This window comes from Mesonia phycicola (assembly GCF_900141885.1).
Lineage (GTDB): Bacteria > Bacteroidota > Bacteroidia > Flavobacteriales > Flavobacteriaceae > Mesonia > Mesonia phycicola.
The window spans coordinates 25731-40025 of record NZ_FQYY01000001.1; the positions used below are offsets into that span (position 1 = coordinate 25731).

Sequence of the window (14295 nt, forward strand, 5' to 3'; positions counted from 1 at the left end):
TAAGTTCTTTTTGCGTTATTAAGAACTAATATAAACAAGATACATTTGCAAAAGTAATTGTTTTTATTAAGTCTAAATAAGTGAATTTAAAATTATTTCTTTTAATCTTTATTATCACCATATCTGCATACTCGCAAGATAGTCAAAATACTCTTTCAGGAAAAGTATCAGACAATTTGGGCCAATCTATTTTTGGGGCAACAGTTTCTCTTGATAATAACAAACAAGTAACCCTTACTAATAGTGATGGTTTTTACGAAATTAAAAATATTTCTGCAGGAAAACATAGCATTAAAATCTCATATATGGGATTTTCTACAGTTACTAAAGAGATAAATTTCTCTAATAAAAATAACCTTGTTTTAAATTTTAGCTTAGAAGAAGATATTAAGTCTTTAGAAAAAGTACTTGTTAATGGTAAAACAGAAAAAACAAAAAAAGAAACAAGTGGTTTTGCCGTAAATGTAGTAAACACTAAAGAAGCTAGCCTTAGAAGTATTCAAACAAATGAATTATTAAATACAACCGTTGGAGTTAAAATTCGTCAAAATGGTGGTTTAGGCTCCGAGGTAGAATATAGTTTAAATGGTTTATCTGGTAATGCTGTACGTATATTTATAGATGGTATACCAATTTCTACTTACGGTTCCTCTTTTAGTTTAAATAGCATCCCACCTTCTATGATTAAAAACATTGAAGTATATAAAGGTGTAGTACCAGGACATTTAGCAGACGATGCTTTGGGCGGTGCCATTAATATAATTTTAAATAAAGATGCTAAAACAAATTTAAATGCATCAATTTCTTACGGTTCTTTCAATACTTTACAAGCTAGCATCAATGGTCTATATCGTTTTGAAGAATCTGGATTTACGGTAAAAGCATCTCTTTTTCATAATTATTCAGACAATGACTATAAAGTTTCAGGAAGAAGTGTTGTAGTAACTGGTTTAGGTGGAGTACAGACCCCTATTACAGCAAGACGATTTAACGATGCTTATAGATCTACCGGAGGTATAGCGCAAGTTGGTTTTACCAATGTAAAATGGGCAGATCAATTTTTTGTAGGAGTTACAGGGTCTGATGATTATAAAGAAGTACAACACGGTGCTTTCATGACAATTACTCCATATAAAGATCGTTTTTTAGAATCTGATGCTTTATTAGCTAATTTAACCTACCAAAAGAAAGATTTATTTACTAAAGGTTTAGACGTAAACATTAATGGTGTTTACGGGAAAAGAAACCGTATGGTGAATGATACGGTTGCTTGGGCTTATAGCTGGACTGGAGAAAGAGCTATAGACTATAAAGGAGATGAATATCAATATACCTGGAGATCTCAACAAGAAGGTGGCCCTACTTTAGCTAAAATTAAAAGAAAAGTGGCTTCTATAAGAACAGGTGTTTCTTATAGCATTAATAAACACCACAAAATTTTAGCAAATCACGTATATAGTGGCATAGATAGAGAAGATAGTGATGCTTTAAAATCTGTATTAGAAAATACTTTTGTAGGCACAAGAGATTTGCACAAAAATATATTCTCACTAAGTTATGAGTTAACAGCTTTTAAAAATAAATTAAGAGCTAGCATTTTTGGTAAACATTATCATCAAAAAACAATTAGTATAGATCCTGCAATTGTACAAGATGATAACGGAAATAATATAATAGTAGATGAAGAAATTAGCAGTGATAACAAATATGAAGGTTATGGTTTTGCTGCATCTTATGCTATAATACCAGAAATTACCTTATTAGCTTCTGCAGAAAAAGCTATTCGTTTACCAAATGAAACAGAAGTATTTGGTAACGATGGTGACAATGTAGTTGCAAACCCATACATAAATCCAGAACAGAGCAAAAATTATAATCTTGGTTTTAAATTTGGAAACTTTCATATTAAAAAACACACCTTCTCTGTCGCTACAAATCTTTTTACAAGAAATATAGAAGATAGAATTGGTTTACCTATTGAAACTTCTTTAAATATTGATGATGAATTAATTGTTTACGTAAACCAAGGAAGTGGTACCTCTAAAGGTTTTGATGCTCAGTTAAATTATACTTATAATAAAAATTTTGGATTTAATTTTAATGTCTCACGTTTTGAATTAGACATTGTAAGTAACGGTATAGAAATAGATGTACCAAACACCCCATTTTTCACAATGAATGGTGGCTTACGTTATTCATTTAAAGATCTTATTCAAAAGAAATCTAGGGTAAATCTTTTCTATACAATGTATTTTACAGATGAATTTTCATACCTGCCTGCACAAGGATCTAATACAGTAGGAGATGAATTTTTTAAAATACCTAGACAATTACAACAAGATTTAGGAATAAGCTATGTTTTCCCTAACAAAAAATTAGTGGCAAGCTTTGATATCAAAAATATTTTTGATGAAGCTGTATATGATAATTTATCTGTACAAAAGCCAGGAAGAGCATTTTACTTTAAACTTAATTATTCAATAAATAAATTTTAACCTTTCAAACAAAAACTAATGAAACGTAAATCAATGAACATGAAAAGACTAGCTTTACTAGCAATTTCTATTGGTGTATTGGCATCTTGTAGTAGCGATGATGACAGTAGTACAGACACAGCTACAAATCCAAACGATTCTAGATGGATTACTGTTGCTGCAGCAAAAATGGGTGATGATCCAGGTGATGGTAATGGAGGTACATTAATTTACTCTGTAAGTAGTGAAGATGCTAAAAATCCAGAAGTCTCTATTGAAGCTTTTGATAATGGTTTTATAGCTCCATCTAACAGAACTGCTAGATTACAATCATCTGAAGACGGTAATACTATCTTTAACATTAGTTATGCTGGTGATACTGGTGGTAACTATACAAAATACACTGTAGGTGGTGGACAAACTTTTACGCAAACAGGTAGTGAAATAAGTATTGCACCATACGTAGGAACAGCTCCTAGATGGATTAAATTATTTGATGGTGACAAAACTGGATCTGCAGTTTATGTTAATACAGAAAATGAATTTGATGAAGAAGGTAATTATACTAGAACAGAAGCTACTATTGGAGTAGTAACTTTAGATTTAGAAAACTCTTTAATTAACAACTTCCAAGAGCATAGCGTTCCTTTAAGTGCAGAAGAAGAAGCTGCTGGATATTATATCTCTAGAATAGATATGCCAACTTTAAATGCAGCTGGAGATAAATTATACATTGGTGCACGTTTAAGTAAACTTGATCCTGCTACTACAGAAAGTGATAGCGATTATGAAATTTTAGGTTCTAAAACTATTGTATTAGACTACCCTTCTCTATTAAACCCAACTGTAATTACATCAACTGTAGGTCATGGTAATACAAACGGATACCGTAGTATTAATGCTTTTGAATATAACGGAAGTGTTTACCAGGCAAACCAAAGTGATCCAGAAGGTTCTCACATCTTAAAGATTGATGCAGATAATCAATATGATGATTCTTACGACTTTAATTTAGATGATGCTTTAGGTGTTCAAGGAGCTTATGTATTAGCTTGGAGACCAGCAGCTAATGGTAAAGCTGTATTAGCTTACCGTCACGATGGTTCTGCAGAAGGTGTTGCAGGTGCACAAGGATTTTTTGCTTTAGTAGATTTAAATGCTAAAACGGCTACAAAAATTGACGCAATTCCTTACGACCCAGATTTCTACTTATTCCAATACCAAGGTTTTGTAGTTGATGGAACTGAGATTTACTTAACTCAAGCTCCTGTAGGAGAAAATGGAAATATTTATGTAGTAGATACAGAAACTGGTGAAGTTATTAAAGGTGCTGAATTAGTTAACGTAACAGGAAGCCACTTTATAGGTACTTTCTAACACACACACACATAATAATTTATTAAAATCCCTATCTGATAAATTCAGGTAGGGATTTTTTTGTTTAATTATGAAAACAGGAATAATTTTTGTGAATAGAACACAGAAACTTAATTTAAAATTCTATGGGCTTCAGATTTACTATTTTATGTTTAGTATTATTTGCGTGTATTAGTTGTAATTCAGAAAAAAATAACAAAACAGAATTAGCTGTTGTTACAAAACAAGACAACTCTACCACTACTAATAATAAGTTTAATGACTATTGGTATACAGGTAAAGCCGAACTAAACAGCTACGAGCTCAAACAAGCTAGATATAATGAAATAAGAGACGGAGAAGTTGTCTTGATATTTGTAACAGAACCATTTTCTTTAAGCAAACAAGTAAAGCTAGATAGACCCGATAAAGCTGGGAAAGACAAAGTAACGGTAATGAAATTGAACCAAGTACGTAAGTTTAATACTGGTATTTATGATTATTCTATTGTTACATCTACTTTTACACCTGTAGACACACAAAACCACCCTTTAACCTTAAAATCTACCACTAGTATTCAAGAATGGTGTGGACAAACATTCACGCAATTAAACTTAGACCAAAAAAAATACAACTTTCAGCAATTTACTTATTTTGAATCTACAGGAGATGAAAAAAAACAATTTGATGCTGCTTTACTAGAAGAAGATTTAATGACGCGTATTCGTATAAACAATGGGCAATTACCTTTAGGAGAGATAGACTTAATCCCCTCTACCCTATACAGTAGATCATCTCATAAAAACTTACAACCAGAAAAAGCTAAAATTTCTAAAACCGAAAATAAAAAATCTATTACTTATAAAATAGAATACTCTACGCTAAATAGAACAATTACTATAGAATCAGAGAAAAATTTTCCTTTTAAAATTTTAGGTTGGATAGAAGATAATGGAAGTGATTTAATTACTACTGCCCGTTTAAAATCTAGTATAAATGAGCCATACTGGAAACAAAAAAGCGTGAAAGATGAGGCTAAAAGAAAAGAATTAATGTTATCAAAATAAATTAATTTTAAGTAAAACAATCTTTTTTTAACGATTTTAATAGCTAGATAGTAAAGAAATCCTAAAAAAGGAGACTGTAATGTTGTTCAACTAAATCTACAACTGAAATAATTTAATCTTATTTATAAATTAAATATTCAGTAATTAAAATATGAATAACATTTTAGACGACTTAAAAACTGAAAATAATTTTGCATTTGGGAAATTATACAAAGAAAATTTTTCTAAAATTTTAAGCTTTGTAAAAAATAATAATGGTAGCAAAATAGATGCTGAAGATTTATTTCAAGATGCTATGCTTGTTCTCGTAGAAAAATTAAGGCAAGATCACTTCTTATTAACCGCTTCTATCAACACTTACGTATATGCTATTTGTAAAAACTTGTGGTTTAAAAAACTTAGAAGCAGAAATTTTGAATTGTCTATTGATGAAATTCAATCTTATCACTTCCAAGAGTCTATTAATGAATCTATAGAAAATGAGAAGAACTACTCAGAAAAACTAAAAGGTTACTTATTAAAAATTACAAATCACTGTAGTAAACTTATTCATGACATTTTTTTTAATGAAAAAGAAATAGATCAAATTCAAAAAGATTACGGCTATTCTAGTAAGCATAACGCTCAAAATCAAAAACATAAGTGCGTACAGCAAATTAGAAAAATTAAACTGGAAGAAGAAAAATTAAAAAAAAATAATTCTATTGGGTGATTTTTTAGAAACAATGGTATAAAGGTATAGATAGTTCATTTTGGCTATCCTAACTTTTATAAAATTTAAACCATGTTTTTAAAAATTAAAAAAATAACATTTGCGGCTGTTTTAGCCATACTAAGCATTTACACTTCTAACGCTCAAGAAGCAACCTCTTGGAAAATAGATAAAGCACATACTTTTGTTAATTTTTCTATCAATCATTTCTTCTCTTCTGTACCAGGAAACTTTACCGAGTTTGATGGAGATTTCTATTTTGACGCTAACAATTTAGAAACCAGCAAGGCAAATTTTACCATTGCCAGCAACAGTGTAAATACAAGAAATGAAAAAAGAGATAATCACTTGTTATCTACAGATTTTTTTGACGCCAAAAATTATTCAAATATCACTTTCAAATCAACCAAATTTGAAAAACAATCTGATAAAGAATACTTACTTCACGGTAAACTAACCATAAAAAATAAAACTAAAAACATCACTCTTGTTATGAAAATTACAGGAGAAATGGAACATCCTATGATGAAAGGCACCAGTGTTTTAGGAGTAAATTTTAACACCTCTATTAATAGAACAGATTATGGAGTTGGTACAGGAGATTGGGCTACTACAATGGTTGTAGGAGACGAAGTAAATATTAACATTCCAATGGAATTAACTCATAAAAAATAAAATATCATGGCTACAGTTATTAAAATTAAAAACCTTATCGAAGGTTACCAAAGTATTATTACAAACGGCACACACAGCATTGTTGGTGACGAACCTATAAAAAGTAAAGGGACAGACTTAGGTTTAGCTCCTTCAGAATTAGTATTAAGCGGTCTAGCGATGTGCAAAGTAGCAACTATTAGATACATTGCTAGAATGAAGAATTGGGAAATTGGAGAAGTAAATGCAGAACTCTCTCAAGAAGTAAAACGAGAACCTAACGGGTTAAAAACAAATATAAAAGTTGCTATTCATATTGAAGGTGATATTACACAAGAACAAAGAGATGAGTTATTAAAACAGGCAAACGCATGTTACATACATAGACAAATTATGGGCGAGTGGAATATTGAACACGCAACAGAATTAAAATAAATTTTACTTTAAAAAATTGAAAATGAAAAAAACTAGAAAAATTTTTATTGCAAGTACTAGCCTTCTAATTGGCTTAGTATTTATAAGGTTTTCACTTTCTAAACTAACCAGCAACCCAATGGTGGTAGAACAGTTTATAGAAATGGCTAAACCTATTGGCGTAGACCCTACATTTTTTAGAATGTCTACAGGAGTATTGTTACTAATCATAGCGGTTTTATACATCTTAAGCGCTTTGGGTGTAATATTTAAAAGTAAAAAACCTAATCCACTTGTGTATTTATTAGGTATAGGTATAATGTTAGGTGCATTATTATCTGAATTTTTATTACGTACAGAACCTAAATGGATGCTAGTGGTTATAGCACTATTTATTACTACCTTTTCTACTATAAATTTTTTAATGCTAAGAAATAGTAAGCTAAACACAATTACCGCATAATAGTTATCTAGCTCTAAACCTTTATAAAAATTATAAAGGTTTAAAATTACTATTAAAAAAACGGCTACAATAAAGTTTATAAATCACCCCACACTTCCCTCCCCCAAGAAATTTATAAAATTTCTGGAAGTGGCTTTAAGTCAAGATTTATACACTAAATATTGTAGCCTATTTTATTTTAAAAAACACTTTTTATTTAATAAAAAAACAAACAATTAAAAGTATTTATAACCAAGCATTAGTAAATTTGCTCTACCAATAAAATATATACTTACTATAACAACTTAACCCCCATGAGCAAAGGCAAAAAAATACTAATTGGTATATTAGTAATAATACTATTAGTACTGTTTTTTTTACCCGGAATTATTAAAGATTATGCCATTAATAACAGCAAAGAACTTATTGGCAGAAAAATAGACATTAAAGAACTTCACTACAACTACCTCTCTAGTACTGCAAAAGTTTATAATTTTAAAATGCTAGAAGAAAATAATCAAGATGAATTTATAAAATTTGATACGCTTATAGTCAATCTAGAGCCATACAAACTTCTATTTAACGAAACCGTAATTGAACAATTTTATATAGATGGTTTAACAGTAAACACGACCCTTAAAGATTCTGTTTTTAATTTTGACGATCTTATAGCTTTTCATACGCAAGAAAATGATACTGTTACTACGGAAGAATCAGAAACTGTAAAATATGATATTTCTAATATTGAATTAAAAAATGCTAATTTCTTTTTCAATAATAAAAATGTAGATCATACCACGCATATAGATGATTTTTCAATTTTTATGGATAATATAAGTTGGAATAAAGAAGAAAAAAGCAATGCAGACATCAAATTTAATTTTAAAAACGGTGGCTATTTAGAGACCTCTTTAAATATTAATCCTGCAGATGGTGATTATGATGCTCAAGTAACTATTAACAATTTAATACTAGATCCTTTTTATAAATATGCGCTAGAATATGCAGACATAAACAGTTTAAAAGGTATATTAAACTCTAAAATATTAATAGAAGGTAATACGAATAATCCCATAAACACACTTGTTTCTGGTAAAGTTAATATAGACGATTTTGCCTTAACAGATAAAAATAACAAAGAAGTAATTAAGTCTAAAAAAATAAGTTCTGCATTAAAACTTATAGATTATGCAAATGCTACATACGAGTTAGACTCACTTACCCTCTCTACTCCATACATTTATTTTGAAATGGATTCTATCACTAACAACTTAGTGAAACTATTTAAAGTAGATACAGAAGATAATACGCTGGCTAACGAAGAATATAAAACACAAATAGACACCACAGCTACAGGTTTACACTATACCATTAATAATTTTATTGTAAAAGATGGAATAATGGATTACAGAAATAATTTAACAGGCAAAAATTTTGATTATCACTTAAATGATATCAAAATTAATTCTGATAAAATAGATAGCCAAGCAGATTGGGTAAATATAAATGCTAATATGCTTTTAAATAATCGTGGTAATCTAGATGCTAAACTTGGCTATAATCCTCAAAATTTAGATAATTTAAATTTAGGTATTAGTATAGAAAAATTTCAGTTATCAGATATTAATATATACTCTCAATACTATATGGGACATAGTGTTTTGGTTGGTGATTTTTATTACTATTCAACCTCAAAATTAACCAATGCAAACCTTATTAGTGAAAATCAATTATTGGTAAAAAACCCTAAAGTAAAAAATGAAAAAAATGGTTTATACAGCTTGCCTCTTAAATTTGCATTATTTATTCTAAAAGATAAAAATAATGAAGTTCGGTTAGAGGTACCTGTTCGTGGTAATTTAAACAATCCTGAAATTAATATTGGTAAAATAGTCTGGACAACGCTTAAAAACAGAATTACAGGAACAGCAGCTAGCCCAGTAACTACTCTTTCTACACTTGTAGATGTAAACCCTAAAGATTATGAAGAGTTAGTTTTTAAATACACAGACACTATCCCTGATGAAAACAACATTAAAAAACTACATAAACTTCTAGAAATTGAAACACTTAAAAAAGGTTTAAAAATTGAATTAGCTCATTTTGTAGATACAGACTTACAAAGAGACGCTATTGTTTTTTCAGAATTAGGCAAAAAATACTTTCAAGAAAAAAATAAAAACTATTTAGAAGACCAAACTGGGTTTCAAAATTACATTAACACCAAAGTAGCAATAGATTCTTTAAGCGTAAAAGAGAAAGCATACACGTTAATCAACTCAAAAACAGCAGACTCTTTAGTTAATATTTATAATAAAACCTTAGAAAAAAATATTACTACCGCTCTAACTACAGCAAAAGACTCTACCAATATTACTGTAAAAAGTTTAGATATTAAACAAACAGAAAATGTTAACTCTGCCCCTAGATTTAAAATAAATTTTGATTTATTAGAAGAATAAAACCTTTAGCAAATCCTGTAAAAATCGTACCTTAGTAGTAGAAAATTAATCGACACAAAAAACACATAAAATGAGTACAAAAAACCAAATAGGATTAGACACTAACAAATCTGAGCAGTTAGCAAGTAAACTAAACGATCTTTTAGCTAACTATTCTATATTTTACCAAAATACAAGAGGTTTTCATTGGAATATTAAAGGAGAAAAGTTTTTTGAACTGCACGTGAAGTTTGAAGAATTATACAATGATTTAATTCTTAAAATTGATGAAGTTGCAGAAAGAATTTTAACTTTAGGCTACTCACCAAAGCACAATTATGCAGATTACAGAAAAGTCTCTAAAATTAAAGAAAGTGAAGAAGTTAGTGATGGCGGTAAAGCTGTAAAAAGTATTTTAGAATCTTTTCAAACTACTTTAATTCTTCAAAGAGAATTACTTGGTCTTGCATCTGACGCTGAAGATGAAGGGACAAGCGCATTAATGAGTGATTATATAAGAGAGCAAGAAAAAATGGTTTGGATGTATTCTTCTTTTTTAAATAAATAAAATTAAATCCTAACCTTAAAATAAAACGAAGCGTTAAGTAATTACTGTAATTATTTAGCGCTTTTTTTATATAAAAACAGTTATAAAAAAAGTAAAACTATATCTATGAAAACAATAAAAACTATAACCAAAATTATATGGATTATACTTTTAGTTTTAATGGTTATCACATTATTTATGGGCGGTTTTATGCCACTGTTTAGTATTGCTTTTGGCTTTTTATTTCTTTATTATTTAATTATTTATATACTAATACTCGTTTTCTATAATCAAACACAGAAAACATATAAGTATTTTATTTGTCTCCTCTTAATCATCCCTATAATATTTACTTTAATTGATTTTGAAACATTTTTTGACTTTTTATTACAAACCGTGCATCTTGATATGAAATAATTGCTCAATATCTATTTAATCTTCAAAAACATCACCTCTATCAAATTCAGTTCTTTTTGATATATTTGCTTCCAAAATTAACAATTATAATATTTAAAACAGTTAACTATAAATTTATTTGTCGTTAAACTGTTTTAATATTATTGATTATAGCTTCTTATAAGAATCTATAATCTAAACAAACTAAAAATTAATGGCACCTAGAATATTTTTATTATTATTACTAACATTTTGTTTTACAAGCTGCTCTGATGATGATGAATCTCTTAGTAGTAAAAATCAAATTCTTTCTTTTAGTATAAATGATCAAAATAAAATTTTTGATGGAGAAATTGATTATAGTACACTTTCTATAATTGTGAATATGGAGGATGTTGATTTAAATCAACCTTTAACTCCTATTATAAAAATTTCTAATAAAGCTACGATTTCACCAAGTATGGATATTTCACAAGTATTTAAGGATGATGTAAAATATACAGTTACAGCTGAAAATGGCATAAAAAGTACTTATACTGTTAAAGCACAAAGTCAAAATTCTAATAATTTTATAGAATCATTTAAAATTAAAATAAATGATACAATATTTAATGGAATTATTAATGAAGTAGAAAGTACAATCACAATCAATACACAAGGAATAGAGAAAAACCCTTCTATTATCCCAATAATTGAATATTCAGATGATGCAAAGATATTCCCCTCTTCTGAAGAAGCTCAAAATTTTAATGAACCAATTAGTTATACAGTTGTAGCACAAAATGGAGCCAGAAATAATTATAAAATCATAGTTAATAATAATATTATACTTTCTAGTGAAAAGAAAATTATTAGCTATCAACTATTTTATAATAACAAAATCCATAATGCTATTATAGACCATGAAAATCTAACAATTGATGTAGAAACTACCCAAGGTATAGGTCAGGCTAAATCTACCATCATACTCTCAGATGGGGCTACATATACTTTTGAACCTGGGACTAATGAAAATTTTTACTTACCCATAACTTATAAAGTAACTGCCGAAGATGGAACTTCTAATAATTATATTATGACCCCTAAAATATGTATGTTTAATTATAATTATTCTACATATCATTTACAATATTTTGCTAATATAACACCAGCTTTTGGCTCTTACAATGTTGATTTAAACATACCTAATTCCTCATTAGTGTTAGAAAATAACTCTAACTCTTATAATCTTAATTATATAGATTACCTTTCACAACAATCACAATATGTAGATGGAATATATACAAGTTTCAAATTAGTTTTTCCTCAAAACATAGTATCTGCAAATAACTATAAATTGAAATATAAAGTTAATGGTAATACATTAGCTGAAACCTTAGATTATCTTGATGTTAAATCTGAAAATGCCCCTATAATCACTTCTATAAATCAACAATCCTACGATAGAGGAGATACATTAATAATAAAAGGAGAAAATCTACCCGATTATATCTCAATAGCTTCTAATGGTTATATATATATAATAACTAACTCTAATAACTATGATTTAACAGTTAATCCTGAAAGAACTGAATTATCTCTTACTTTAAACTATAATTTTTTTCCGTCTTATTATGGACATAGCCCGTCATCACAAACCATCACTTTAATTGAAGCTTCAAGTTTAGGGTATAGAAGAGGTGTTAGCGTAAATGCTGTATTTAATTAATCCAATATACTTGAGAAACTACTCTCATTATAATCTTTTACAATAAAATGTTAACCCCCTAAAAATTGTCTCCTTTTTGATATATTTACTTCTTAAGAATTAATTACTGAAGTTATTTTAAAAAAAAAGAATCAATTCAACTAAAAAACACCCCATGAAAATAAAACTATCTTTATTAGCCATTTCTATTTTTACTCTAATTTCTTGTAAAGAAGAAAAACAAAATAAAACAGAAGAAACACAAGTTTCTGAAACTGTAACTCCAGAAGAAAAAAAATTAGAATTTGAAAACAAAGCTCATGAGTTAGTATATAATATGACTCAAAAAATTGGAGATTACAATAAGTTATTAGATAAAAAAGACGTGGTATTTACCTACACTTACCAAACTCCAGATAATAAAACCAACGTATCTACAGAAAAATATATGTTTGACGGAGAGTTATCGTATGGTCACTACACACAACACGAAAGAACCATGCCTAATTTAGAAGGAGAAATTGAACAAGGTTATGATGGTAAAGAGTACTGGTTAAAACACAATGGAGAAATAGTAACAGACACTTTAGCCTTAAAAAAAGTAGCTTTTAATAGACCAACAAATTACTATTGGTTTACTATGATGCAAAAATTAATGGATCCTAGTGTAAATTACGAGTATGTAAAAGAACAAACTATAGATAGTACTGCTTATGATGTGGTTAAAATTTCTTTTGATGCAGAAGATAAAAAACCAAGAGACATTTACCAAGTATATATAAATAAAGACACTAAACTAGTAGATCAATTTTTATTTACTGTGGCAGATTATAACAAAATGACACCTTCATTAATGCAATTAGAATATACAGAAGTAGATGTTTTTTTAATTCCATCTAAACGTAGATACAAAGCATCTAATTGGGATGCTGAAGTTACAGATAAACCTTGGGTTACTGCTAACTGGACAGATATAAAGTTTGATAACAACTTAACTAAAGCAGATTTTCAAAAATAAAAAGCTTTTATAGTTAAAAATAAAAACGCGCAAAACTTCACCTGAGTTTTGCGCGTTTTTTATAATATATTCTATCATATTTCACCTCCAATTAACCTTTATAAAACGTTCATTTTTCACAAATTCAGATGGTGTTTTCTCTATAATTTCTAAACGTAAAGCATTTAATAATACTTCTTTAGAAAATGTTTGATGCGTTACCAAACTTACTTCTCTAATAGGTTTAGGCTCAGAAAAATGAATTATTCTTCCCGTATCATTAGCATTAATAGCCATTTCTGGCACTAAGGTATAACCACCATAATTATCTACCATTTTTTTTAAAGCTTCAATAGAACCACTTTGAAATTGAATTGTATTAGAGTTCTCTTGTTTACCACAAATATTTAAAACCTGATTTCTAAAACAATGTCCTTTTTCTAATAACCATACATTCTCTAATTTCTCTAACTCATCAATATCAATAGATTTTTTTTCGTCATCAAAATAATCGCTTTGCCCATAAAATACAAAAGGCTCATTATAGAGTTTAATTTCTCTAATAAAAGCTTCATTTAACGGTGTAACTAAAATACCTATATCTATTTCTTTTTTCTGAAGTGCTAAAATAATTTGATCACTTTCTAACTCTTGAATTTTTAAAATAGTTTTGGGGTATTTTTCTGAAAATGAACCTGAAATTAAAGGAATTAAATAAGAAGAAATAGTTGGTATTACTGCTATTTTAAATTCGCCCTCCAAATTATCTAGCTCTACATTCACCATATTTTTTAGCTCGCTAACTTCATCTAAAATAGTTTTAGCTTTCAAAATAAATACCTTTCCTAAATCTGTTGGTTTTAATGGAAATTTACTTTTATCAAAAATTAAAAAACCAATTTCTTCTTCTAGTTTTTTTACCTGAATAGTGATTGTTGGTTGGGTAACAAAGCATTTTTCTGCAGCGGTAACAAAGTGTCTATAAGTATCTAAGGCTATTACATACTGTAATTGCTGTAAGGTCATTTTTTAACGATATTAATTTTAACAATACAAGTATATAAAGTATTAATTTGATTAATAACGCTATCTAATTGATTTTTACACC

Annotated in this window: 12 protein-coding genes; 11 read left to right on the forward strand and 1 reads right to left on the reverse strand. The window is 28.5% G+C overall.

All coding sequences use genetic code 11. The annotated features are described in order from the left end of the window. Positions 1-80: 80 nt before the first annotated feature. From BUC03_RS00160 to BUC03_RS00215, 11 genes are all read left to right on the forward strand, one after another. On the forward strand, positions 81-2495 hold the full coding sequence (locus tag BUC03_RS00160) for a TonB-dependent receptor (RefSeq protein WP_084112701.1): 2415 nt from the start codon (positions 81-83) through the stop codon (positions 2493-2495). Positions 2496-2513: 18 nt separating this feature from the next. Further along, positions 2514-3851 (forward strand): hypothetical protein, encoded by a 1338-nt coding sequence (locus tag BUC03_RS00165; protein WP_073147027.1) that lies wholly within the window; start codon positions 2514-2516, stop codon positions 3849-3851. A gap of 125 nt (positions 3852-3976) precedes the next feature. Beyond that, positions 3977-4897 (forward strand): hypothetical protein, encoded by a 921-nt coding sequence (locus BUC03_RS00170; protein WP_073147029.1) that lies wholly within the window; start codon positions 3977-3979, stop codon positions 4895-4897. Between the two features lie 151 nt (positions 4898-5048). After that, a complete protein-coding gene (locus tag BUC03_RS00175; protein ID WP_073147031.1) occupies positions 5049-5609 on the forward strand; it encodes an RNA polymerase sigma factor in 561 nt (186 codons plus the stop codon). A gap of 72 nt (positions 5610-5681) precedes the next feature. Beyond that, entirely contained in the window at positions 5682-6284 is a 603-nt protein-coding gene (locus BUC03_RS00180; RefSeq protein ID WP_084112703.1) for a YceI family protein, read from the forward strand. A gap of 6 nt (positions 6285-6290) precedes the next feature. Beyond that, positions 6291-6698 (forward strand): OsmC family protein, encoded by a 408-nt coding sequence (locus tag BUC03_RS00185; RefSeq protein WP_073147033.1) that lies wholly within the window; start codon positions 6291-6293, stop codon positions 6696-6698. A 22-nt stretch (positions 6699-6720) separates the two neighbouring features. Continuing rightward, on the forward strand, positions 6721-7140 hold the full coding sequence (locus BUC03_RS00190; RefSeq protein WP_073147035.1) for a hypothetical protein: 420 nt from the start codon (positions 6721-6723) through the stop codon (positions 7138-7140). 293 nt (positions 7141-7433) lie between these two features. Then, complete coding sequence (locus BUC03_RS00195) at positions 7434-9581, forward strand: DUF748 domain-containing protein (protein ID WP_073147037.1); 2148 nt, start codon at positions 7434-7436, stop codon at positions 9579-9581. Positions 9582-9651: 70 nt separating this feature from the next. Then, complete coding sequence (locus BUC03_RS00200; protein WP_073147039.1) at positions 9652-10128, forward strand: Dps family protein; 477 nt, start codon at positions 9652-9654, stop codon at positions 10126-10128. 589 nt (positions 10129-10717) lie between these two features. Continuing rightward, positions 10718-12211: a DUF5018 domain-containing protein gene (locus BUC03_RS00210; protein ID WP_073147043.1), complete on the forward strand. Its 1494-nt coding sequence runs from the start codon at positions 10718-10720 to the stop codon at positions 12209-12211. A 154-nt stretch (positions 12212-12365) separates the two neighbouring features. After that, on the forward strand, positions 12366-13208 hold the full coding sequence (locus tag BUC03_RS00215; protein WP_073147044.1) for a DUF6503 family protein: 843 nt from the start codon (positions 12366-12368) through the stop codon (positions 13206-13208). Between the two features lie 81 nt (positions 13209-13289). Here BUC03_RS00215 and BUC03_RS00220 read toward each other — a convergent pair whose 3' ends face one another. Continuing rightward, positions 13290-14213 (reverse strand): hydrogen peroxide-inducible genes activator, encoded by a 924-nt coding sequence (locus BUC03_RS00220; RefSeq protein WP_073147046.1) that lies wholly within the window; start codon positions 14211-14213, stop codon positions 13290-13292. Between the last annotated feature and the right edge of the window lie 82 nt (positions 14214-14295).